The sequence below is a fragment of the Rhodococcus sp. NCIMB 12038 genome, from assembly GCF_002165735.1.
Lineage (GTDB): Bacteria > Actinomycetota > Actinomycetes > Mycobacteriales > Mycobacteriaceae > Rhodococcus_F.
Genome location: NZ_NHML01000022.1, coordinates 1 through 23,356, shown reverse-complemented (window position 1 = coordinate 23,356; position 23,356 = coordinate 1). Strand labels below are relative to the sequence as shown.

Sequence of the window (23,356 nt, the reverse complement as noted above, 5' to 3'; positions counted from 1 at the left end):
GTGTGGCGAGTGAGTACAGCGTTGGTCACAGGCGCGGGGCAAGGCATCGGACGTGCGATCGCGCGACGATTGACCGAAGACGGATACTCCGTCATCGTCGTCGATCTGGATGCAGAGACGGCGAAGGCGACGGCCGCAGAAGTCGGTGGTCGAGCGGCGGCGTGCGACATATCGGACCCGGACGCAGTGCACGAGCTCGCGGCGACCGTGGACGACCTCGATGTGCTGGTGAACAACGCGGGCATCTTCCCCGCAGCGTCGCTGGCGGATGTCGACATCGCGCAGTTCCGTCGGGTGATGGACGTAAACGTGGTGGGCCCGCTGCTCCTCACTCAGCAACTGCTTCCCCAATTGACGGCGTCCGGCGGCTCGGTGGTCAACATCGCGTCGATGGCGGCGAAGGTGCCGACACCGGGGACCGGCGCCTACTCGCCGTCGAAAGCGGCGGTGGTGTCGTTGACCAAGCTGTGTGCAGTGGAATTCGCCCAGTCCGGTGTGCGATTCAACGCCGTGGCCCCCGGCGGAGTGGCCACGGAAGGGACGGCCGCGATGGCCGACCCTGCCCGTGAGGAACGGTTCAATTCGCTGGTGCCGCTGGGCCGCAGGGCCGCGCCCGAAGATATCGCGGACGTGGTGTCCTTCTTCGCGTCGAAGGACGCCCGGTACGTAACGGGGCAGGTGCTGTACGTCGACGGTGGTCTGTCGGAAGCCACGGTGCGATTCCTCCAAGCCGCGCAGCGGGGCTGAGGAACTGCCTGCCGCGCAACTGCATCGGTAAAGCGTGGGGTGGAGCGGCCGCAGGACGTGCCGCAGATTGGGGTATAACGGGTTCGGTCAGCTCCGCGACGCGCTCTTACGGGAACTCGGAGCCTCGGCCCACGAGTCGGCTCCGACCTGTTCGGGCGGCCCGGCCTCTGCCGCCGTGGCCCTACGCAACACACTTGCGGACATGTCAGAGCGGAGAGTCGGCTTGCCGCAAGTCTCTGTCGACAGCGAACGAGTCCAGCGCACCGGCTGCCGTCCGGAGCCGATCCGAACGTGCTCCTGGCGGTGAGCCTCAGTGGACTGAATCCCAGCACCACGGCGGCTGTGGAGGCCAGTCGAGCTACGGGGGCGCAAGTCGTTGCTGTGTCGGCGACTGCGGATTCGGCCCTGATCGAATTCTCGGATGTCGGAATAGCGGTCGGTGGGGGACTGGTGACTGCACTCGCGCTGCTTGCGGGCCTGCAGGACGCCGTGTCCCGCGTGCCGGCAGTTCCGAGTGTGGCCATCCACCAGTGATATTCCATAGGGCGCGTGAGTCGTGATAGATGCCCCACGCGGCGCGTGCAAAGCGAAATGCCATGCTCAAGAACAGATTTGATCACATCTGTTGAGGCATGGGGTACCGCAGTGTGCCTCGGAACGCTGCCGTATGCGGTCGATCATCATTCTGTCGGGGCTTCATCGGAGGCTGGGTACGGGCTCCGTGGTCCGATTCGAAATTCTACTGCAAAGTCTACTTACAAATAGTCCATAAGCCGACTATGATGGGTGACTGGCGTCACAATTCGCCTGGTCGAGTCGGGCCCACGGATGCAGACCATCCGGGTCGGTACCCATCGGCGGTAATCGGGTCCCCCGATTTCGCGGTGCTGTCTCGATCGTATTTCGCTCACCCACACGAGGAGTTCTGCATGTCAATCCGCAGGTCATCGATAGTGCTGTTAGTGGTCGGCCTGGCGCTCGTCGTAGCGGCCGGCGTGATCAGATTCGTTGCTCTCCCCTCACTGACGAAGCTTCCGGCCGATCTGAGCCAGAGCCAGAAGTACGAGGGGACGATGAGTGCACTGAACCCACAGGCGTTTGCGGCCAACGACCTCGCGAATCTGATCACCCCGGAGATGCCGATCACCGCCGACCGATCCCTGTCGGTGGATGCGACAGACGGTGACACCGCCATCGTCACCAGCAACACCACCATCACCCTGCCCGACGGGTCGACGCAGAAGGACGTGCACAGCTACGCCGTCAGTCGCGTGGACTACGCACCGGTCCCGCTCACCGATGAGCAGAAGGAGACCCTGGTGCCTGCGGACGACAAGGCCACATTCGAGGACCACGAGGGCATCGCGTTCAGCTTCCCGATGGAGCCCGCGGAGGACGGTAACCTCCTGTACGACGCCGTCACTCGGTCCGGGCAGGCAGCGACCTTCGTCGATTCGGGAACTCTCGAGGGGCGTGAGGTGAACAACTACGAGGTCAACGCGTCCGGTCCCATTGCGAGCCCGGCGGTACTGGCGCAGTTCAAGGACTTCCCGTCGCAGTTCCCCAAGGCCGTCGTCGCCGGCCTTCTGCAGGCGGGCGTTGTCCCCGACGAATCCCGCGCAGTCCTGCAGGACAATCTCGCCAACCTGCCCGAAGTTCTCGACCTCGGATTCGGCAGCGCCAACGTCGCGACTCTGGCAGTGGACCAGCGATTCGGCGCACCTCTGGATGTGAATCAGGCGCAGAGCATGTACGTGACCGTCCCGGTCAACGGCGAGGATGTTCCCGTGCTTCCGCTCTCGACGGTGAAACTGCACACCGCGGACAGTGAAATCACCGCCTTGGCGGGCGACTTGTCGAAGAACGGCTCGTTGCTGTCGGTCCTGGGCGTATGGCTTCCCATCGGGCTTGCCGTCCTGGGTGTTCTCCTCATCGTGATCGCGGCGGCTCGCTGGCGCAAGCCGGTCTCCGCCACGCCGGTTCGCACGGAGCAAGCGGCGCGCGTGTAGATCCGACCCGAGATGGGTGGGCCTTGCCGACACGGCATGGCCCACCCATCTTGTCGTGCACTCGCGGGATCAGTGAGCGATCGGCGTACCGTTCCAGTCCACCAGGGTCCATCCGGTGTCCGGGGTCCCGGTGATGACGACGTACCCGGTATTGCGAAGAGGATTGGTCTTCAGCAAGCTGGGATCCGGGTTGTTCACGTTCATCAACGTCCAGATCATGATCGAGCCGCCGTGGGCAAACGCGATGGGGTGTGTGTCCCCGCTGTCGAATATCTGCTCCACGGCGTCGTCGAAACGCTGATCGAACTCGTTGCCGTCGATCGAGCCGGGAATCCGATCGTCGCGGTGGCCCTGCAACCAACTGACCGGGGTTGCGAGATAGGTACTTTGAGCTGTGGCTTCCGGCTGGCCCTCGTATTGGCCGGCTTCGATTTCTCGGAGACCGGGGAGCACCTCGACGGGCTCGCTCACGTCGTGGGCCATGTACTCGGCGGTTTGCTGCGTGCGTACCATCGAGGACGCGTACACACCGTCGAAGTCTTGGCCGGAGAATCTGTCGGCGGCGGCCTGTGCCTCCTGCCTGCCCTTGTCGGTGATTCCGGGCCCGGGAACCGAGGTGTCGATGAGTCCGGATGCGTTGCCTGCAGACTCGGCGTGGCGCATCAGGGTGAGCGTGATCGGAGCCGTCTCGCTGCGAGTGGTTGTCTGTTCGGCGCTTTGAGCGGAATCCTGGGTCGTGGCGCAGGCCGTCAAACAGAATGCGGTGGTGAGGGCTGCCGCCGCAGCGGGAATCGTGGAGAGCCGCCGGTACATGTGTTTCCCTTCGTGGATGTGGTTGGGATCATTGGAGGGAACGACTGTGGTTGCGGCGAAGCGCCGGCTACGTCACGTCCCTTTGCCGAGGTATCCCTCTTGCATGACGGTCGCAACCAACGCTCCCGAACGGTTGAAGATGCGCCCGGACGCTAGTCCGCGTCCGCCCGTGCCGTTCGGCGAGTGTTGTTCGTAGAGAAGCCAATCAGAGAAATTCGCCGACCGGTGGAACCAGATCGCGTGATCGAGGGAGGCGACGATTCCTGGACCTCGGGAAGTCTTGCGCGCCGGCAGCATGACCGAGTCCAGCAAGGTCAGGTCGCTGACGAAGGTGAGAAGGCAGCTGTTGACGATGGGATCGTTCGGAACCTCGCCGTCGGGGCGGAGCCAGAGTCTGCTCTGCGGTGGCGGCGCGACGTCGAGATCCAATGCGACGCGTGGCGGTGCATTCACGTAGCGCATGTCGAAGGGGCGCCGGCGAATCCACCATCCGTCATATTCGTCGGCGTACGGAGCGAGTTGCGCTTCGATACGGACAAGGCTGTCCGGCTGCGGGACAGCAGGCATCTGCTCCTGGTAGTCGATGCCGCTGATGTGTGCGCTGAACGAGACCAGCGCCTCGAAGACGGCGGTGCCATCCTGGGTCGCAGTGATTCTGCGCGCCGAGAACGCTCCGCCGTCCCGTAGGCAGTCGACGGTGTAGACAATTGGAACGGTTGGATTACCCGGCCGCAGAAAGTAGCCGTGAAGGCTGTGCGGTACGCGACCCTGGACAGTGTGGGACGCCGCCATGAGGGCTTGCGCGGCGACTTGGCCGCCGAAGACCCGCTGTCGATCTTCGTCGGGTTGTGGGCCGCGGAACGTGTGGGGAGCGATCTCCTCGAGGGTGAGGAGGCCGACCACCTCGGCCACTGTCGACGTCATAGTTTCTCCGGTACGGGTGTCGATTCCCGACCGCCTGGCCGGTTTCGGGTGGAGCCCGCGTCCCGCATGATCACAGTGGGGCGAGCACGGGCATGTCGCCGCTCTTGACCGTCGCGCCGAGTTCGGCGCGAAGCTCGGCGGAGGTGCCGAGCAGTTGTTCCAGAATCAGGCCGCGGCGGAGGTACCGGTGGAAGCTGTGCTCCCAGGTGAACCCCATGCCTCCCAACAACTGCTGGCAGTTTTCTGCGGCACTGCGGAAGAAGCGGCCGGAGAGTGTTTTTGCGAGGATGGCTGCTTGCGGGGTGGCGCTCTCCCACGCGGCGTCGGCGGCCAGCTCGGCGCATTCTTGCCACACTCGGGTATCGGCGAGCGCATGCTTCACGGCCTGGAAGCTACCGAGTTCGCGGCCGAACTGTTTTCGTGAGGACACGTGCTCGACAGTGGCCGCGAGCATCTCCCGTCCGATCGAGTTCAGTTCGTACGCCAGGGCCCGGTATGCCGCGCCGCGCATGGCCTGCCAGAGGTCGGCGGCCTCCGCTCCCGTTGCGACGATCTTGCCCGCCACGGTGCCTGCGACGCGGGTCCACCCTGATTCCGGCTCGATTCCCGCCGGCTCGAGAGTCAGGTCCTCGTCGTGGAAGGGCACCGTCACGATGGCGAGGGCGCTCCCGTCCAGTGCGGGAACGAGCAGGGACGAGGTCGCGCGGGGGTCCATCGAGACGACTCCCGCCACCGCTACGGTGCAGTCACCCGAGTCCGTCGCGGGTCCGCCGGTGAGGATGCTCCCGACCCGGGCCGTTCCGAGTCCGGGGAAGACTGTGCGAGTGACCGGTGCCTCGGGGTGACGGTTCCAGTCGGTTCGGCTGGTCGCAGCCAGTGCCACGTCGTCGACGAAGGATGTGTGGGGCAGGAATCGGCCTTGCAGGTCCGACAGAATGCTGACGGCGGTTTCCGCATCCTCTTCGAGCAGTTCGTGCCAGCCGAAGTCCGCGACAGCGGCGGGCCAGGCGTCGGGACCTGCTGATGCGGCCACTTTCTCCAGGCTGGTGCGAAACAGATCTTTTTCGTCTGTGTCCATCATTTCTCCCGGGGAAGGCCGAGGATCCGCTCGGCGATGACGTTGCGCTGAATTTCCTTCGCGCCGCCATATATTGAGGATGCTCGTGAGTACAGGTAATCGGTGCGCCAGTCTTTCGACTCGCGATCGTTTCGAAGGAGCAGGGTCTCCGGCATCGCTTGCAGCGCCGAGTCGAACAGGAATTTCTCGGCGGTCGACATCAGGTACTTGTCGAACGAGGGGAGGACGCCGAGATCTCGTCCCGCCGAAAGCGAGCGCAGCGTGCGTCGAGAGAGCAGGCGCAGTGCCGTGATGAGCTCGAATGCTTCACCTGCGCGGGCGTCGGTGAGTCCCGGTGCGTCCGCGACGAGCCGGTCCAGGCGCCACCGCATCCATGCTTGCCGTTGCCAGGCGGCGGCGCCTCGCTCACAGCTGAGGATGAACATTGCAATGGCCCAGCCGCTGCCGACCTCGCCGAGTGTGCGGGTCTTCGGCACCTGCACGTTGTCGAAATGGAGGCTGGAAAAGTCTGCCTCGCCGGTGATGGCGACCAGCGGACTCACGGTGATGCCCGGTGTGTCCATGTCGACGAAAAGGGCCGTGATCCCCCGATGAGCAGAGTCGGCCGCCCCGGTGCGGGTCAGGACGATGCAGCGATCGGCGAACTGTGCCCAGCTGGTCCAGATCTTTTCGCCGTTGACGACCCAGTGGTCACCGGCGTCGACAGCCTTCGTGCGCAGTGAGGCGAGGTCGCTGCCCGCACCCGGCTCGGAGAAGCCCTGGCACCAACTTTCCTCGCCGCGCAGCAGGCGGGGAAGAACCTCGGTTGCGAGTTCGGATCGGGCGTAACGAGCGATGGCGGGCCCCAGCACTTCCTGGGTTGCGAACGAGAATGGCGGGGGATAACCGGCCTCTGCCAGTTCCTCGCTCACGACCGCACGCAACGCCGTCACGCCGCCCAGGCCGCCGAGCTCCTCGGGCCAGCCCAATCGGATCCAGCCGGCCTCGTAGAGCTCACGCTGCATCTTCGAGAGAGTCGAGAAGATGCCCTCGACGTCCGTCGGAAGCGCGCGGAACTGCTCCAGCGAGTCCGCCCGGTCGGTGAGCCAGCGGCGAAAGGCCGTCCGCAACTCGTCGATCGACATGTCGCTGCGAAGTGCCGGCTGGATCGTGGTCATTAGTGCACACCTGCCTCGAGGATGTGAACGGCACATGCCGATGCGAGTCCGATGACGTGGGTGAGCCCGACTTTCGCCCCGGGAATCTGGCGTTCTCCTGCCTCACCGCGAAGATGTGTCGCGACCTCGTAGATGTTCGCGATTCCGGTAGCGCCGAGGGGGTGACCCTTGGACAGCAGACCGCCCGACACATTGACCGGGGTCTTTCCGTCGCGCCAGGGCGCACCGGAATCCAGGAAGTCGCCGGCACCGCCCGGTTCGCACAGGCCGAGGTTGTCGTAGTGGATCAGTTCGGCGGTCGCGAAGCAGTCGTGGAGTTCGACGAGGTCGAGGTCGGCGGGGCCGACTCCGGCCTGTTCATACGCTGCGGTGGCCGCGTTTCGGGTGAGCGTGCTGACGTCGGGCTGCACCTGGCCGCCTTCCACCCAGGGGTCGGAGGTCAGTACCGACGCCGAGATCTTGACGGCTCGCCTGCGGATATCGGGATCCATGGTCTTCAGTTTCGCATCGGAGACCACGACCACGCTGGCCGCGCCGTCGGTGTTGGGGCAGCACATCGGCAGAGTGTTGGGGAACGCGATGACATCGGCGTTCAGGATGTCGTCGAGGCTGAACTCTTTGCGATAGTGCGCCAGCGGATTGAGCACGGAATGGGCGTGATTCTTCTGGGCGACCTTGGCGAAATGGGTGGCGGTGACCCCGTGCGCAAGGGCGTATTCGGTCCCGGCCTGAGCGAAGACGCCGGGCATGATTCCAGTGCCGAGGATTCCTTCGGTCTTGAGAACCGAGCCGTAGCGGCCGCTGGGACTGTAGACCTTCTTGGCGTCGCGCTTCTTGGCGGCACCGCCGATCAAGCCTCCCTTGCCCATCTTTTCGACGCCCACGGCCAGGCCGATATCCGATTCACCGGCCTTGATCGACAACAGTGCAACGCGCAGGGCGGTAGCACCGGTCGCGCAGGCGTTCACGACGTTGTAGACCGGGATGCCAGTCTGGCCGATCTGCTTCTGCAGCCGCTGTCCGTTGTGGGAGTTCGCCTCGTAGACGTTACCCATGGTGAGGATGTTGATGTCGTTGATCGATACGTCGGCATCGGCGAGCGCGGCGAGCGCAGACTCGGCAGCGAGGTCGATGAGGTCCTTGTCGTCGTGACGGCCGAACGGCGTCATGGACGCACCGATGATCCAGATGTCGCCGCTACTCACTTGTGCTCCTTCGCGGGCATGAACCCGAATGCGATCGCCTCGGTTCCGTCGTCGTCGACGCCGGCCACGAATGTCGTCATGGTGACGGCGAGACCGGGGGTGATGTCGTCCAGTTCGGCGTCGAGAAGGTTTGCCTTGACGACGCCACCACCGTCGAGTTCGACGATGGCGGAGATGTACGGCACCGGAATCGAGGCTGCTGCCCGGTGGACCTGGGTGTAGCCGCGCAGCTGGCCGGTGCTCGAGAGGGCCTTCATGGTGAAGTCACGCTGACCACAATGGGCACAGGCGTTGCGGCGATCGAAGAAGAGCGCATCGCAGTGCGCGCACATCCTCGCTTGGAGATGGGGAGGGTCGCCGAGCACCAGGTAATCGACGACCGGAATCTGTCCCGGCATGATGATCCGTCCGATCTGCGTATTGAGCGGTAGGGGCCGAGCCGTCACACAAAAGCTCGACACGAAAATAGTATATGAGTAGAGTTTCATGGCAAGCAACCATGCGGACGGATGGGTTGCCGAATCACACGTCACTCGCAGCAAGGACACGACAAGATGACTCAGGCATGGATACTCGACGGCGTTCGAACACCGCGGGGTAAGGGGAAGCCGAGCGGTGCACTGCACGACGTGCACCCCCAGGAGTTGGTTGCGCAACTCCTGTCCGCTCTGTCCGAGCGCACCGGGATCGCGGCCGCGGACGTCGACGACGTCATCATCGGCAACGGCGACCAGCGCGACGACCACGGTGACGACATCGGCCGGCTGTCGGTGCTCGCGGCCGGCTGGCCGGTCACGGTGCCGGGAGTGACGCTCAACAGATTCTGCGGTTCGGGGCAGCAGGCGGTGATGTTCGGCGCCGCGGGTATCGCCGCAGGGTGGCAGAAGCTCGTCGTCGCCGGCGGAGTGGAGTCGATGTCGCGGTACCAGCCACGACGGACCAGCGGTCGCCTCGACGGCGGGAACGCGGCGATCCTGCAGAAGCATGCCTTGGTTCCGCAGGGAATCTCCGCCGACCTGATCGCGTCGGTGGAGGGATTTTCCCGCGCGGACGTCGACCAGTTCGCCCTGCAGAGTCAGCAGAAGGCGGCGGCGGCGATCGCCGACGGGCGGTTCGCGGGGAGCATGATTCCGGTTCGAGACGGGGCCGGTCGGGTTCTTCTCGACGCCGACGAGCACCCTCGGCCGCAGACCACGATGGAATCGCTGGCCGCGCTGGAGCCGTCGTTCGCGCGCAGCGGGTCCAAAGTGCGTGAACCGGAAGGCATCTCCTTCGATCAGATGTGCATCGATTCCTACCCGGAGATCGATGCGGTCAACCATGTGCATCATGCGGGCAATTCGTCGGGAGTCGTCGACGGTGCAGGTGCTCTGTTGCTGTCCGCTCCTGATTACGCGAAGGCTCATGGACTGACGGCGCGCGCGTCGGTTCGATCGGCAGCGGTGGCCGCAGCCGATCCGGTCATCATGCTGACTGCACCGGGACCGGCGTCCGAGCGCTGCCTCGAGCAGGCGGGGATGTCGGTTCAGGACATCGATCTGTGGGAGATCAACGAAGCCTTCGCCGCAGTTCCGCTGAAGGTGATGCGCGACCTGAAGATCGACCCGGACCGCGTCAACGTCAACGGCGGAGCGATTGCCTTGGGGCATCCGATCGGGGGCACCGGGCCGATGCTCTTCCAGACGGTTCTCGACGAGTTGGAACGCCGCGACCTCGCCACCGCGCTCGTCACCATGTGTACCGGAGGTGGCATGGCCACGGCGACGATCATCGAGCGTCTCTGAGGGCCGTTGACCAAAAGCTCTATTGTTAGATAATCTGTTGAAAGAATATCGGTGATACGGCCAAACCTGACACACGGAGTTGATCGCGAGTGCCTGACCAAGCGCATATCTCGGAAGACGGCACGCCCTCCGGCGGACCTCTGACAGGTCTGAAGGTTCTGGAACTCGGGGGAATCGGTCCCGGTCCCTTCGCCGCGATGCTGTTGTCCGACATGGGCGCCGACGTCGTCCGAGTGGATCGGCCCGGACCCGAGAGCGGTCTCGGGGCAACCGACGTGCTCCAGCGAGGCAGGCGTTCCGTTGTCCTCGATCTTCGTCGGGAGGAGTCCGTCGCGGTCCTGCTGCAACTGGTCGAGCAAGCCGACGTCCTCATCGAGGGCTATCGTCCGGGGGTCGCCGAACGTCTCGGCGTCGGGCCCGAAGACTGCCTTGCCCGCAACCCGCGCATCGTCTACGGACGGATGACAGGGTGGGGGCAATCCGGACCGTGGGCGCAGATGGCGGGCCACGACATCAACTACGTGGCCCTGACCGGTGCGCTGAATGCGATCGGCCGCGCCGGCGAGCCGCCCGCGGTGCCCGTCAACATGCTCGGCGATTTCGGAGCCGGATCGACCTATCTCGTCATGGGCGTGCTCGCCGCACTCTGGGAATCGCGAAGCTCCGGTCGCGGTCAGGTCGTCGATGCTGCCATTGTCGACGGTGCCGCCTCACTCACGACGATGCTGCACGGCATGCTCCATGCGGGGAGCTGGAAGGACGAGCGAGGAGTCAACCTTCTCGACACCGGCCGCCCCTGGTACGACGTGTACGAGACGTCCGACGGTCGATGGATGACTGTCGGCGCACTCGAGTCGAAGTTCTACGGCCAGTTCGTCACGCTTCTCGGGCTTCCCGAACAATTCGCCCGACGTCCGAAAAGCGACGGTTGGCCTGAATTGCGAAAGCACATCGCAGAACGTTTCCGCAGCAAGACCCAGGCCGAGTGGACTGCCGTCTTCGAGTGCACCGACGCCTGTGTCGCCCCGGTGCTCACTCTCGGCGAGGCCGCAGAGCACCCGCACCTGCGCGAACGCCAGACCTTCGTGGACATCGCCGGTGTACGGCAACCGGCACCCGCACCACGATTCGACCGAACCCCAGGTGCCGTGCAGCGTCCGCCTGCCACGTTGGGCGAACACACGCTCGAGGTGTTGACGGACTGGGGGCTGGAGGGCGGTCAGGAGTTGATTGCCCGCGGCATCGCCGGAAACACCTACGAGCCGGCGCCGAACTGATACCCCGCGTGCGCTCCGGCGCACGAGACAGACAGGAAGCAAACGATGTCGATCAACCCCGCAGCCATCGGTGCGGTCACTGAACCGAAACTGTTCACCTGGACCGATCGGGACACCCTGCTCTACGCCCTCGGTGTGGGAGCAGGGACGGACGATCTGTCCTTCACCACAGAGAACAGCAGCGGTGTCGCACAGCAGGTTCTTCCCACCTACGCCGTCATCGCGTGTGCCGGGTTCGGTGCACTGTCGAGGGTGGGGAAGATCAACTGGGGCAAGCTCCTTCACGGATCGCAGGAAATCAGACTGTTCGCGCCGTTGCCGGCGGCCGGTAGCCTCGAGGTGGTATCCGAAGTTGCCGACATCCAGGACAAAGGCGAAGGAAAGAACGCCGTCATCGTTCTGCTCGCCCGGGGGACCGATCCGGAGACGGGTACCGCGGTGGTGGAAACCCGCACCACGCTGATCATCCGCGGCGCCGGCGGGTTCGGCGGGGAACCGGGAACGCGCGCCGACGCCGTCGTGATCCCCGACCGCGCACCGGACGCACGAATCAGCCTGCCCACCCGCGAAGACCAGGCCCTGCTGTACCGGTTGTCGGGAGATCGGAACCCGCTGCACAGCGACCCCTGGTTCGCGACGGAGAAGGCGGGCTTTCCCCGGCCCATTCTGCACGGACTGTGCACCTACGGTGTCGCGGGCCGTGCCCTCGTCACCGCGTTGGGCAACGGTAAGGCGCAGAGCATTACCGCAATTGGTGCGAGGTTCACGTCTCCGGTCTTTCCCGGCGAGACACTGACAACCTCGATGTGGACGACGGAGCCCGGTGTCGCGGTGTTCCGTACCGAGGCTGCCGGACCGGACGGGACCAACCAGCGCGTCGTCCTCGACGACGGTCGCGCCGAGTACACCGGCTGACCGCCGATCCCGATCCCTGAGCCCGAGTATTGAGGATGTGCATGTTCACCACCGACTTCACCACCACCTTCGGTATCGAACACCCGATCGTCTGCGGCGGTATGACCGCTGTCGGTACGGCGGAGTTGATCTCGGCCGTCGCGAATGCGGGAGCGCTCGGTTTTCTCACGGCGCTGACGCAACCCACACCGGAAGACCTGGCGAAGGAAATCGCACGCTGCCGGGAGATGACCGACCGGCCCTTCGGGGTCAATCTGACAATTCTGCCGACCATCGACCCGGTTCCGTACGACGAGTACCGCGACGTGATCATCGACAGCGGTGTCAAGATCGTCGAGACCGCAGGCAGCAACCCGGCGCCGCACCTGCCCGCCTTCAAATCGGCCGGGGTGAAGGTCATCCACAAGGCGGTCGCGGTGCGGCACGCTGTGAAGGCACAAGCCTTGGGTGTCGACGCCGTCAGTATCGACGGCTTCGAATGCGCCGGCCACCCCGGTGACGACGACATTCCCGGTCTGATCTTGATTCCGGCGGCCGCCCGCGCCCTCTCCATCCCGATTGTCGCCAGCGGCGGGTTCGCCACCGGTGCCGGTCTGATTGCAGCACTTGCCCTGGGGGCCTCCGCCATCAACATGGGTACCCGGTTCGTCGCCACCGACGAGGCGCCCGTGCACGAGAATGTCAAGCAGCAGATCGTCGCCAACGACGAACGATCGACTGTCGTGGTGTTCCGCGAGTTCAGGAACACGGCTCGTGTCGCGCGTAACGAGATCTCCGAGCAGATCGTGGAGATCTCGCGGAGGCCCGGTGCGTCCTTCGAGGACGTCGCACACCTTGCCTCGGGTAAGCGGGGGCGATCGCAGGTCCTCGAGAACGGCCTCGTCGAAGACGGTATGTGGTGGGCAGGTCAGGCGCAGGGGCTCATCCACGAGGTTGCATCGTGCGCGGAGGTCGTCGACCGGATCATCTCGGATGCCGGCGAAGTTCTCGCGGACCGTCTCCGTTCGATGACGAACTAGCAGCGGGGAGACGGCAATGGCTGCGGACCACAACCCCGACGTTGCAGCGGAGACTCTGACTCCGGCTGTTCCCGCGCAGCCGGAGTCGGTCGACTGGTTGACCTTCGCGCGGGAGCATCCCGAGGGCGCGACCACAATCATGTTCATGGCGATGCGGTCACTCATGCGTCTTCAGCAACACATGACGTCGGTTCTCGAACATGAGTTGAAAAAGCATTTCGAGATGAATCTGACGGACTACCTGATGCTCAAGACGCTACAAATGAGCGACGAGGGGACCAGGTTGCTGAGCCGTGTGGCGTGGCACCTGCTCGTGCACGCGACCACGGTGACGATTGCTACCGATCGCCTGGAAGCGCGTGGACTGCTCTACCGGCACGCGCATCCTCGCGATCGGCGAGCCACGTGCGTCACCATTACCGAGCAAGGCAAGGCGGTCGTCGATTCGGCGACGGAGATGCTCGGTCGCTGTGGTTTCGGTATGCCTGGTCTGGATGCCGACACGGCCCGGGTTCTCGTCGAACTATTGGCTCCTGTACGCCGGACGGCCGGCGACCTCGACAGGTCGCACTGAGACCGTCACCGAACGGTCTGATACTGCAACGGCACTTATGGGCCGTGTTCCGGGTTCGATCGTGGCAGGTGCGGTCCTGGTGCGTCGGCGCCGTGGCCCCGGTTTCAGTCGAAGAAGGACACTCATGCCTCACGTACCAGCTCGCGCAGCCAACGGTGATGTCGAGCTCGCTTACGAGCGCTACAACTCGAGGCGCGGTGAACCACTTCTGTTGATAATGGGTTTCAGTGTTCAACGGCACTTTTGGCCCGCGGGACTCTGTGACGAACTCGAACGCAACGGGTTCGATGTCCTGCGCTTCGACAACCGTGATTGCGGTCAGTCGACTCACCTCGACTGGCTGCCGGTCCCTCCGCTCGGGCTGTTGCTCGGCGCGCCGAAGCTTGTCGCGCCGTATCGGTTGTCGGATATGGCGGCGGATACCGTTGCGGTGCTGGATGCGGCGGGCTGGGAACGGGCCACCGTGATGGGTGTGTCGATGGGCGGAATGATTGCGCAGACTATGGCGATCCGATATCCGCATCGAGTCAAGTCGCTGGTGTCGATCTCGTCGACGCCGGCACCGCACATTGGTCAGCCGACTCTGCGGGCACGGCGGGTGCTGACGTTGCGGCCTGGAAGGACCGCCGAGGAGGTAGCCGACCGTCTCGTGTGGCAATCGCGGATCATCGGCTCGCCGCGGTATCCGATCGACGAACCCTGGCTACGCGACTATGCGCACAGCGCATTCGCCAGGGGGCACAATCCTGACGGCGGTCGGCGCCAGCTCGGGGCGGTGCTTGCATCGGGGAGTCGACTTCGCGCCCTACGGAGCGTGGAGTCGCCGACTCTGGTCGTGCACGGTGCGGACGACCCGCTCATCCGGCCTGTCGGCGGTCGTGCGACCGCTCGGGCGGTTCGCAATGCTCGCCTCGTTGTGCATCGCGGTATGGGTCACGACCTTCCGGCCGCCCTGTGGCCCGAAATCGCCCGCGACGTCGCTGCTCTCGCAGATCGCGCGGGCTGATTCGCCTCGAGCCGTCACTGCCCGCGCGACACCGCGAGAAGCTCGTCGATTCCCCGCCGGATACCGGTGGCAATCACATCGACATCCGGGATCGAGGCTTTGTCGCCAGTGATTCCGAAAACAAGCTGTCCTTCGTACGAGTACACGGTGACCGACGTGCGCGCGCCAATTGGGAACGGCGGCGCGTAGTTGCCGATGGTCGTTATTCGGCGGCCTAGAACGTACAACGTCATGGTGGGTCCGGGCACATTGGTCACGGTTGTGTGCAACGACCGTTGCGGAACCTTGCTGAAGGCTCGGAGGGCGACAGAAGTGACCGTCCCCGGCAGGAGCGCCGTCATCTCGTTGATGGCGGTTATCGCTTCGGACTGCGTCGTGTCCTTCAGAGCGGACAAGCGTTCGGCGACTGTCCGCAGTCGCCGGGCAGGATCATCGATGTCGAGCGGGAGCTTGGCTATCAGCGCCGACGCCTTGGTCTCCATGGTGCCGTCGCCGAGCGGCCGGCCTTGTGCGTCGCGAGGTCGCAACGCCACCGGCACCATTGCTTGCAAGCTCTTGCCGGAAACATTGGTGCCGTGCGCTGTCAACACCGCGGAGAATCCCTTCAGAACCGCGGTGAGTACGACATCATTGACCGTGCCACCCAGTCCGGCTCGAATCTCCTTGATGTCTGCGAACGGCACCACGCAGTAGTCGTAAGATCGTTCGGGCCCGATATTCCCGACCAGCGGACTGTGCAGATCTGGAAAGATGGTCTGCTTGACCAACCCGAGGTACGCCTGGCCGACTCGGCTCAACTTGCGTGCGGTCGCGGGGCGAATCGAATGAACCGTGCGGCTGGCGCCCAGGACGAGATCGGTGACCGAGGAAAGGACGATCGCTTGCTTGGAGGCAAGCTTTCTGGGCTCCTGAGCACGGAGGACGGTGGGCGGCGAGCTCGGCGAAGGTGCGCTGTCGAACAGGATCGTCAACAGCTCGGTTCCCGACACTCCGTCCACCATGCTGTGATGAATCTTCCAGGCTATGCACCAGTGGTCCGCATCGACGGCGTCGATCAGCAGGAGTTCCCAGAGGGGGCGAGTGCGCTCCAGCGGTTGGGAAATAAACGTTTCCAGCTCCGTTCGCAACGCGGCACGAGACGATTCGGGCAGAACGGTGGACCGCACATGCCGGGTCACGTCGAACTGTGACGCGTCGACCCATACAGGCCTGCCGAGGTGCAGCGGCACAGGCTGTGCGATCTGGCGGTAGCGCGGAATGCGGTCCAGTTTTGGCAGAAGTGCTTGCGCCACTTCGATCGCCGTTGGAGCCGCTCCTTCCACCAACGCGAATCCGCCGACATGCATATGGTTGACACCGTCCTCTTCGGTGTAGAAGAAGAACGCGTCCAATGACGACATTCGATCAGCCGCTGCTGCGGTCATAGTTCAGCCTCTCCAAATCCTCGGGGTGTGCTACGCCGTTTCAATTGCGGCGCAGAGATCGTCGAGTTCATCGACCAGGTAGTCGGCGAGCCGGTCGAGGTCAGGTGCGAGATCAGGGTCGCCGAGCACCCCGATGTGGATGCGTCCGGCATAGCTGAGCATCGTGATGTTGAGTCCTTGGCCGTCGACGATCTGGGACACCGGGTAGTAGGCCAGCATCCGAGATCCGCCGATGTAGAGCGAATCCATCGGACCCGGGACGTTGGAAATGATGAGATTGAAGAGCTTGACCCGCTCGAGGACCCGCAGCTTGGCGCTGATCCGGAAGGCGAGCCCCGCCAGGCTGGGCATGGCGAATTGTGTTACATCAGCTAGCAAGTCGGCCGGTAGTGCCCCGTAGAACTGTTTTGCATCGAGCATGGCTTCGTGCACCGCCCGTGCGCGTCCGACGGGCTCGACGCGGTCCGTCGGTAGCGGAGCAAAGAGCATTGTCAGCTTGTTGCCCGGGCCCTGTGAGTCGCCCGCGTTCCGAGTGGACACCGGCACCGCTGCGATCAAAGGCTCACGTGGTAGCGCATTCTGGTCGTCGAGCCAGCGTCGCAACGCACCCGCGGCCATCGCCATGAGGACATCGTTGACAGTTATATCCATCGCGCGCTTCAAATCTCGCACGGTCGCGAACGAAACCGATCGCAGAACGAGGTTTCTGCGAGGGCCGATTGTGCGATTGAACGGTGTGTCCGGGGCGCGCCCGGCTTCGTTCTCCGAGCGACTGCCGGGAATCAGCCGATCGACAATCGGCAGCCGCCGCGCGATGCTGCCGAGCAACGCAGGACCCGATCGCCCGGCGGCGAGTCCGAGGCGGAGTGCGCGACGGGGGTGGCCGATCAGGGTTGCAACCGAGCCGACCAGTACCCGAGGCGTGCCTGGCTCGGCTAGGGGTGGTGGTTTCTGCAGCAATCCGGACGGTCGGCCGTCGGGACTGAGGTCCAGCAACGCTGTCATCAGGTCGTTGCCGGATACTCCGTCGATAGCGGCATGGTGCACTTTGAGATAGAGCGCCTGCCGGCCGTCGTCGAGTCCGTGCACGAGGTGAAGTTCCCACAGCGGCATATCGCGATCGAGATGCTCGGTGTGCAATTCGGCAACGAGCCCGGCAAGTTCTCGCTCTGTCCCGCCTTGGGTCAAGAAGGTCTCGGTGATGTGCCTGGTGAGGTCAATGCGCGTGGTCTCGACCCAGTACGGGAGATCGAGCCCGAATGGCACTGTCCGTAAACGCAGCCGAAAAAGCGGAACAAGGTGTAGCCGTTCTTCAACAGTCGCTACGAGCCGGTCCAGGGTGAGGGGCTCGCGACCGGGGAGCGACTCCAGAATGCAGATTCCGCCACCGTGTCCCTGGACGTTCTCTTTCTCCATGACGAGAAAGGCGTTGTCGAGGCCGGACAGTTGTTGCACGAGGCCTCCTGCTGCGTGCGCGGATAGTCTGGAAACGGACTATATAGCTATCGAACATAGAGTCGGGTGGGCACGCGGAGGTCGTCGAATGAGCGGCGCGGCAGCAAATTAACTTTTCTTGCATATGCTCTATTGCTAGAGTAATCGCGAATGCGCAAGTAAGCAAGGGTATGGGCGGTGTATGCGATGCTGCGGTCTCGCTCGGTCGGTGGCCAATCGCCTGTGCGCGACGCCGTCACCGCACCTGCCACGATCGATCGAACCCGGGGGCGCGGCCCCATAGGTGCCGTTGCAGTACTAATAGGTTACGAGGTCGCCGGGCCGCAGGTGGCCGAGCTCGTTGACGGTGTGCATTGCCCACCGTTCGTCACCGTGGAATACGCGGGTGACCGCGGTGTGGGCCGAGTAGAAGAACATGTCTTCACGAATCTCGAATATCGAAGCCAGGAACGCGCTGATGACACCTCCGTGGGCGACGACGGCGAATCGCTCTCCGGCATGGCGGATTGCCAGCTTTTCGATCTCGCGGTACACCCGTGCGCGGAAATCGTCGCTGCGTTCGCTGTGAGGAAAAGCCTCCCAGCGTCGTGTCCGAAGGAATTCGTCGCTCGCAGCTGCGAGCTGTTCGGGCGTTGGATCTGCGCGCGACTCGTCACCGAAACCGAACACATCGATTTCTCGCAACCCCTCGACCACAACAGGATCGGAGGGTTGTGACCTGAGTTGTGCAACTCGTCGGGCAGTCTCGTGCGCTCGCTCGAGATCGCTGCAATAGATGGCGGCAAACGGCTCGGGCTCGAGGTACGCCGCCACCGCATCCGCCTGGGTCCGGCCGAGATCGGAGAGTGGAGGATCCAAATGCACTGCGCGAGGCGCGCTCCTGGGAGGTGAAGTCTGTTGGGCATGCCGCACGAGGACCACCTCCGTGCGCGGTCCCTCGATGAGCAGTGCTCGATGTATCCGATCGCGCGTCGACGGCGCGGAGTCGGGTGACGGGGTCGGATGTTCGACTTCGTTCATGAACGGATCCACTCCTCGGGCGACAGTAGGCTCAGGCAAGATCGGACGGCAGCCACCAGGGTGAGAGCGTTTCCGCGTCGGAATCGTCTCCCCGTGCGGGAAGCCGGTCCATGTAGCTGAGGTCGGTGCGATCACGCCGCGACCGGGCGAAACCGCGTGGCTGCTCGGCCTCCGGGAGCATCGGCTGGCGGAGACGCCACTCGCGAACGACGATGCGGTGCGCGACCCTCCACCCTGCCCCCGGCCGGTTCTCGAACCGGTCGATGTAGCGACACCCGAAGACGTCCATGGTCAACTCGTCGCCGTCGGCGCGACGCACGTGGTGGGCCACGCAGTAACTTTCGACGCGGGCGACGTCACCGTCGACATCGATCACAGTGTTGTGCAGCGTATGCATCGAGCTGACGAAGTGCAGGAGATGCTCCATCACCCACTCCACGTACGCGTCGGGTCCACCGAGGAATGCTCCGCCGTGGTCGTCGATCGCGTCGTCGTGGTAGACGGAGCGGACGAGCTCGGCGTCGCGCCGGTCGATGCCGCGGCAATACATCTTCAATGCCCGGTCGATGTCACGTTCGGCCGCGAGAAGTTCCACTGTGGATGTGAGGTCGGTCAACGATGTCTCCAAACTTGCTCGTCATCGGTACGTCGCTGACAGCCAATCACTCTTGCTATCAATAATCAACAGATAGATAGTATTGGGAGTGCGGCGGTGCTGCGTCTCCCGCATTTGCAGGTACCCGGCGGCCGAAATGCGACAGCTCCGGGGCAAGGAGGCGGCATCACGCCAACGACAGACTGTCTCGAATAGGAGTGGATATCGGTATGGGATTTCCTATCAGTGATCACGGTTCGCTCGGAGTCGGCATCGTGGGACTCAGTGCATCGGGAGGGTGGGCCGCCAACGCGCACGTACCTGCGCTTTCGCGGCTCCCTGGTTACGAGTTGCGTGGTCTGGCTTCCAGCAGTGCCGCCACGGCGAAGGCGGCAGGCGACAAGTTCGGGGTCGCTCTCGCGTTCGACGACGTACAGCAACTTGCGGAATGCGAGGAGATCGACCTCATCGTTGTCACGGTGAAGGTTCCCGAGCATCGCGACCTCGTCATGACGGCCCTCGGCGCCGGCAAGGCGGTCCTCTGCGAATGGCCCCTGGGCAATGGGCTGGGCGAGACCGAGCAACTCGCGGACGCAGCACGCAGTCGTGGACTGCCGGGCTTCGTCGGGCTTCAAGCGCGCTCCGCCCCCACGATCCGGTACATGCGCGATCTGGTCGCCGACGGTTTCGTCGGAGAGGTTCTGTCGACCAGCGTCATAGGTTCGGGAGGTAGTTGGGGGGCGAGCATCGATGCCCGAAACGCGTACACCCTCGATCGTGACAACGGCGCGACGATGCTGACCATCCCGTTCGGTCACACCGTCGATGCCCTCACGATGGTGTTGGGGGAGTTCGCGGATCTCGCGGTCACGACAGCGATACGCCGACAGCAGGTCATGAACGGCGAATCCGGAACAACGCTACCGATGACTGCCGAGGACCAGATTGCGGTCACGGGTGCCCTGGACAGCGGTGCTGTCGCATCCATGCACTTCCGCGGCGGAATGTCCGCGGGCACGAACTTGCTCTGGGAGATCAACGGCACCGCCGGCGACCTCGTGCTGACCGGAAACTCGGGGCACCTGCAGCTGGCCGTCGTGGAGTTACGCGGAGCCCGTTCGGGTGACGCGCTGGCCGCAATGACCCCGCCTCGCCGCTACGAACTGGCATCGAGCGATCAATTCGGCGACGCGCCCCGGGCGTACAACGTTGCGAATGCATACGCCCAGATCCGCGACGACTTGCTGACCGGAACTGCCGTCGCACCCACGTTCGAGCACGCGGGTCGTCGCCACCGTCTGCTCGACCGTATCCAGGGGAAAACCCTGGGTGCGGATTCTGTCGGCGAGCGGTGAGTGCGAAGTCCGAGGTCCCGACCTGCCGCAGATCGCCGGTAGTGATCTGTTGCACAGTGCTGTACGATCGGTTTTACTCTAAGAGCCGACAATTAATGTGTCGAGTAAGCCAAGTACACCGAGCACGAGGGCAGAATCGATGAGCACCGGAAGTTCGAACCACGAAGGCACGTCGCAGGAACTGAGCCTGCTGCAGACACTTCGCCTGAAAGGGCGTGCGACGCCCAATGCACTCGCGTCCGCTACCGGGATCGATGAATCGACGGTCGAGCGGCTCGTGGAGGATGCCGTCGCCGCCGAACGCTGCACCCGATCGGGGCAGTACGTGAAGGTGACACCCGCCGGCAAGGAGCGGCTCGCGGAACTGACCGCCGCCGAGCGAGCGTCGGTCGACCAGGCGCGCCTGGAAAACCTCTACGAGGAGTTCGACCCCTACAACAACGACTTGAAGGTCCTCATCACCGACTGGCAGATGAAGGACGCGAATACCCCCAACGATCACACCGACGCCGACTACGACTCGGCGATCGTGAGCCGGCTGACCACGCTTCACGAGTCCTTCCTGCCCTGGCTGGGAAGGCTTGCGGAGCTCAATCAGCGCCTAGCTCACTACACCGCACGTTTCGACACCGCGCTCGACCAGGTTCGCAGCGGTGACCACACGTTCATTGCACGACCGATCGCCGACAGCTACCACACAGTGTGGTTCGAGCTGCACGAAGAACTGATCGGATTGCTCGGCAGAGACCGCGCGTCCGAAGCCGCCGCCGGCCGCGCAGTCTGAAACCCGCCATCCCGTATGGCCCAAAAGTTAGTCAGGAAGGACGAAAGATGACCGTCTTGCGCCTTGGGCAGTGCCCGGATGCGACGCGCGAGCTCATCGGGGGGAAAGCGTTCAGCATCAACTCGATGCTCACCCTCGGTCTCCCTGTTCCGCCGGCGTTCGTACTCGGAACCGACGAATGCACTCGGTACTACGCCTCGGATCGGAAACTCGCCGAGGACGTACTGGCAGAGCTGAGGAGCGGTATCGCATGTCTCGAAAGTACGCTCGGACGTACCTTCGGGGCGACGAACAAGCCGTTGCTCGTCTCTGTTCGCTCCGGTGCGCCACGCAGCATGCCGGGGATGATGGATACGGTTCTCAACCTCGGCATCAACGACAGCGTCGAAACGGCGCTCCGCGAGGAGACCTCCGATGCGGAGTATGCGGCCGATACCCACCGCCGTTTCAAGGAGCAGTTCCGTAAGGTCGTCGGAAGCGACCCGTCCCCGGAACCCTGGGACCAACTCGAGGCCGCGGTTGCCGCCGTGTTCGATTCCTGGCACTCCCCGAGAGCGGTGGCGTATCGCCGCCACCACGGCATCTCCGACGACGGGGGCACCGCCGTGACGGTCCAGGCCATGGTCTTCGGGAACCTGGACGACCATTCGGGAACTGGTGTGTTGTTCACGCGTGACCCCGTCACCGCTCAGTCGGCACCGCTGGGTGAATGGCTCCCCCGTGGGCAAGGTGAGGACGTCGTGTCCGGCCGTTGTACACCCCTGACCCTCGGTCACCTCGCCGAAAGCATGCCGGATGTCCACAGGCAATTGATGGATTCGGCGTCGCTGTTGGAACGCACGTTCTGCGACGTGCAGGACATCGAGTTCACCGTCGAGTCCGGGCACCTGTGGCTGCTGCAAACGCGGTCGGCAAAGCGCTCGGCGTGCGCGGCCGTGCACCATGCCGTCACCTTCGAGAAGGAAGGTATCGTCACGCCGGAGGGGGCACTGTCCATGATCAGTCCCGACCAACTGAGCGCGTTCCTCCGCCCGCATCTCTCGCCCACCGCTCGTATCGGTGCGACAGTCCTCGCTCGCGGCGAAGTCGCATGTCCAGGGGTGGTCACCGGCATCGTCGTCGGCACCGCCGACGAGGCGGAGGAGATGGCAGAGCAGGGAATCGACGTCATCCTCGCGCGCCCGACAACCGATCCGGACGACGTCCATGGAATCCTCGCCGCCAAGGCAATCATCACGGAGATCGGTGGCGCCACCTCCCATGCCGCCGTGGTCAGCCGCGAATTCAACCGGGCCTGTGTCGTCGGCTGCGGTGAAGGCTCGCTCATGGACCTGGTAGGCCGGAACGTCACGGTCGACGCCACCTCGGGCGAGATTCTCGACGGATTTCTCGAAGTAGAGATCCCGTCGAAGGACACGCACCCCGATCTGCAGGTAGTCACCCAGTGGCTCGCCGCCAGCGAAACGGGAAATGACAACCCGCTCAACAAGATCCTCGCGGCAGCGCACTAGTTAAAGATGTCTGCTCGCTCGTTCGGTCAAGGGTGGTTCCGTGCGAATTCCGAGCGGAACCACCCTGCTGTGCCGATCTCCGGCGCGAGCGCCGGCCACGGTGACGGTTGCTTCGGATGTGGCACCGACAATCCGATCGGGCTGGATCTCCGCTACGTCTCCGGCCCCGGACTCAGCGTGCAGACCTCATTCGTGCCGGCGACATCTAGATTGCGTTGCTCCAGCGCGGTCCCGTTCGGCCTGATTTCCGCGATCCTTGACGAGTCGATGGCGACGCTCGGCTGTCTCCTGTCGAAAACAATTTCTGCCGAACATCTTTCGATCGACCGCGAGGAAGTGGTCGATGCACATGAAGAGCTCACGATCGAAGCAATAATCGACGAGATCGTCGCCGACCGCTTTCACACCAGTGCGGTAGTCAGAGTCGACGGTGCCGCCGGCGTGGTCGCCACCGCGACCGGGGTCTATGTGGTGGTGACCTAGGGCGCTTCGCGCCCCGTGCGCCTTTCTGGTTGCTCCAGCTACCAAAAAGGCGCACGGGCGGCGGAGCCGCCTACCGCGGCGCCATGCGCAGGGCGCCGTCCATACGAATGGTCTCACCGTTGAGGTAGTCGTGTTCGACGATCATCTGGGCGAGTTGTGCGTATTCGGCGGGCTGTCCGAGGCGGGAGGGGAACGGGACGCCGGCTTCGAGGCCCTTGCGG

At 64.1% G+C, this 23,356-nt stretch carries 23 protein-coding genes and 1 pseudogene; 13 read left to right on the top strand and 11 right to left on the bottom strand.

Annotated features, from left to right (window positions below; all coding sequences use genetic code 11):
• The first annotated feature begins 9 nt into the window (after positions 1 to 9).
• From CA951_RS29070 to CA951_RS29065, 3 genes are all read left to right on the top strand, one after another.
• Positions 10 to 747 (top strand): SDR family NAD(P)-dependent oxidoreductase, encoded by a 738-nt coding sequence (locus CA951_RS29070; protein WP_087560256.1) that lies wholly within the window; start codon positions 10 to 12, stop codon positions 745 to 747.
• A gap of 381 nt (positions 748 to 1,128) precedes the next feature.
• Positions 1,129 to 1,281, top strand: coding sequence for a hypothetical protein (locus CA951_RS43550; protein ID WP_179220338.1), 153 nt, complete (start codon positions 1,129 to 1,131; stop codon positions 1,279 to 1,281).
• 395 nt (positions 1,282 to 1,676) lie between these two features.
• Positions 1,677 to 2,756, top strand: a complete 1,080-nt coding sequence (locus CA951_RS29065; RefSeq protein ID WP_087560140.1) for a porin PorA family protein — start codon at positions 1,677 to 1,679, stop codon at positions 2,754 to 2,756.
• A gap of 69 nt (positions 2,757 to 2,825) precedes the next feature.
• Here the strand turns inward: CA951_RS29065 and CA951_RS29060 are convergent, their stop codons facing one another.
• From CA951_RS29060 to CA951_RS29035, 6 genes are all read right to left on the bottom strand, one after another.
• Positions 2,826 to 3,569, bottom strand: coding sequence for a histidine phosphatase family protein (locus CA951_RS29060; protein WP_087560139.1), 744 nt, complete (start codon positions 3,567 to 3,569; stop codon positions 2,826 to 2,828).
• 72 nt (positions 3,570 to 3,641) lie between these two features.
• Positions 3,642 to 4,493: an acyl-CoA thioesterase II gene (locus CA951_RS29055; RefSeq protein WP_087560138.1), complete on the bottom strand. Its 852-nt coding sequence runs from the start codon at positions 4,491 to 4,493 to the stop codon at positions 3,642 to 3,644.
• 70 nt (positions 4,494 to 4,563) lie between these two features.
• A complete protein-coding gene (locus CA951_RS29050) occupies positions 4,564 to 5,571 on the bottom strand; it encodes an acyl-CoA dehydrogenase family protein (RefSeq protein ID WP_087560137.1) in 1,008 nt (335 codons plus the stop codon).
• Positions 5,571 to 6,728, bottom strand: coding sequence for an acyl-CoA dehydrogenase family protein (locus CA951_RS29045; RefSeq protein ID WP_087560136.1), 1,158 nt, complete (start codon positions 6,726 to 6,728; stop codon positions 5,571 to 5,573). Before CA951_RS29045 ends, CA951_RS29050 begins: the two co-directional genes overlap by 1 nt.
• On the bottom strand, positions 6,728 to 7,933 hold the full coding sequence (locus tag CA951_RS29040) for a thiolase family protein (protein WP_087560135.1): 1,206 nt from the start codon (positions 7,931 to 7,933) through the stop codon (positions 6,728 to 6,730). The genes CA951_RS29045 and CA951_RS29040 overlap by 1 nt, the downstream gene beginning before the upstream one ends.
• On the bottom strand, positions 7,930 to 8,331 hold the full coding sequence (locus CA951_RS29035; RefSeq protein ID WP_087560255.1) for a Zn-ribbon domain-containing OB-fold protein: 402 nt from the start codon (positions 8,329 to 8,331) through the stop codon (positions 7,930 to 7,932). The genes CA951_RS29040 and CA951_RS29035 overlap by 4 nt, the downstream gene beginning before the upstream one ends.
• Positions 8,332 to 8,487: 156 nt before the next feature.
• Between CA951_RS29035 and CA951_RS29030 the strand changes: the two genes are divergently transcribed.
• The 6 genes from CA951_RS29030 to CA951_RS29005 all read left to right on the top strand — a co-directional run bounded on the left by CA951_RS29030 (position 8,488) and on the right by CA951_RS29005 (position 14,508).
• The gene (locus CA951_RS29030; protein ID WP_087560134.1) at positions 8,488 to 9,717 is read left to right on the top strand and encodes an acetyl-CoA C-acetyltransferase; all 1,230 of its coding nucleotides are present in this window, start codon (positions 8,488 to 8,490) and stop codon (positions 9,715 to 9,717) included.
• A gap of 89 nt (positions 9,718 to 9,806) precedes the next feature.
• Positions 9,807 to 10,994, top strand: a complete 1,188-nt coding sequence (locus tag CA951_RS29025) for a CaiB/BaiF CoA-transferase family protein (protein WP_087560133.1) — start codon at positions 9,807 to 9,809, stop codon at positions 10,992 to 10,994.
• A 45-nt stretch (positions 10,995 to 11,039) separates the two neighbouring features.
• Positions 11,040 to 11,909 carry a MaoC/PaaZ C-terminal domain-containing protein gene (locus CA951_RS29020; RefSeq protein ID WP_087560132.1) on the top strand — a complete coding sequence of 290 codons (870 nt, stop codon included), beginning with the start codon at positions 11,040 to 11,042 and terminating at the stop codon, positions 11,907 to 11,909.
• 41 nt (positions 11,910 to 11,950) lie between these two features.
• Complete coding sequence (locus CA951_RS29015) at positions 11,951 to 12,928, top strand: nitronate monooxygenase family protein (RefSeq protein WP_087560254.1); 978 nt, start codon at positions 11,951 to 11,953, stop codon at positions 12,926 to 12,928.
• Positions 12,929 to 13,073: 145 nt separating this feature from the next.
• Positions 13,074 to 13,502, top strand: a complete 429-nt coding sequence (locus tag CA951_RS29010) for a MarR family winged helix-turn-helix transcriptional regulator (protein WP_306300862.1) — start codon at positions 13,074 to 13,076, stop codon at positions 13,500 to 13,502.
• Positions 13,423 to 14,508 (top strand): alpha/beta fold hydrolase, encoded by a 1,086-nt coding sequence (locus tag CA951_RS29005; RefSeq protein WP_306300861.1) that lies wholly within the window; start codon positions 13,423 to 13,425, stop codon positions 14,506 to 14,508. Before CA951_RS29010 ends, CA951_RS29005 begins: the two co-directional genes overlap by 80 nt.
• Before the next feature lie 14 nt (positions 14,509 to 14,522).
• Here the strand turns inward: CA951_RS29005 and CA951_RS29000 are convergent, their stop codons facing one another.
• From CA951_RS29000 to CA951_RS28985, 4 genes are all read right to left on the bottom strand, one after another.
• On the bottom strand, positions 14,523 to 15,932 hold the full coding sequence (locus CA951_RS29000; protein ID WP_087560129.1) for a wax ester/triacylglycerol synthase family O-acyltransferase: 1,410 nt from the start codon (positions 15,930 to 15,932) through the stop codon (positions 14,523 to 14,525).
• 30 nt (positions 15,933 to 15,962) lie between these two features.
• Positions 15,963 to 17,387 (bottom strand): wax ester/triacylglycerol synthase family O-acyltransferase, encoded by a 1,425-nt coding sequence (locus tag CA951_RS28995; RefSeq protein ID WP_087560128.1) that lies wholly within the window; start codon positions 17,385 to 17,387, stop codon positions 15,963 to 15,965.
• Between the two features lie 297 nt (positions 17,388 to 17,684).
• On the bottom strand, positions 17,685 to 18,407 hold the full coding sequence (locus tag CA951_RS28990; protein ID WP_087560253.1) for a histidine phosphatase family protein: 723 nt from the start codon (positions 18,405 to 18,407) through the stop codon (positions 17,685 to 17,687).
• Between the two features lie 31 nt (positions 18,408 to 18,438).
• Positions 18,439 to 19,023: a nuclear transport factor 2 family protein gene (locus CA951_RS28985; RefSeq protein ID WP_256974129.1), complete on the bottom strand. Its 585-nt coding sequence runs from the start codon at positions 19,021 to 19,023 to the stop codon at positions 18,439 to 18,441.
• 209 nt (positions 19,024 to 19,232) lie between these two features.
• On the opposite strand from CA951_RS28985, the gene CA951_RS28980 reads away from it, so the two are divergent.
• The 4 genes from CA951_RS28980 to CA951_RS28965 all read left to right on the top strand — a co-directional run bounded on the left by CA951_RS28980 (position 19,233) and on the right by CA951_RS28965 (position 23,135).
• Positions 19,233 to 20,357 carry a Gfo/Idh/MocA family protein gene (locus CA951_RS28980; RefSeq protein WP_087560126.1) on the top strand — a complete coding sequence of 375 codons (1,125 nt, stop codon included), beginning with the start codon at positions 19,233 to 19,235 and terminating at the stop codon, positions 20,355 to 20,357.
• Between the two features lie 139 nt (positions 20,358 to 20,496).
• Complete coding sequence (locus CA951_RS28975; protein ID WP_087560125.1) at positions 20,497 to 21,141, top strand: MarR family winged helix-turn-helix transcriptional regulator; 645 nt, start codon at positions 20,497 to 20,499, stop codon at positions 21,139 to 21,141.
• 47 nt (positions 21,142 to 21,188) lie between these two features.
• A complete protein-coding gene (locus CA951_RS28970) occupies positions 21,189 to 22,652 on the top strand; it encodes a pyruvate, phosphate dikinase (RefSeq protein WP_087560124.1) in 1,464 nt (487 codons plus the stop codon).
• Between the two features lie 69 nt (positions 22,653 to 22,721).
• Positions 22,722 to 23,135 carry a hypothetical protein gene (locus CA951_RS28965; RefSeq protein ID WP_087560123.1) on the top strand — a complete coding sequence of 138 codons (414 nt, stop codon included), beginning with the start codon at positions 22,722 to 22,724 and terminating at the stop codon, positions 23,133 to 23,135.
• Between the two features lie 70 nt (positions 23,136 to 23,205).
• Here the strand turns inward: CA951_RS28965 and CA951_RS28960 are convergent.
• Positions 23,206 to 23,356, bottom strand: a pseudogene (locus CA951_RS28960) (3-hydroxyacyl-CoA dehydrogenase); the annotation flags it as partial.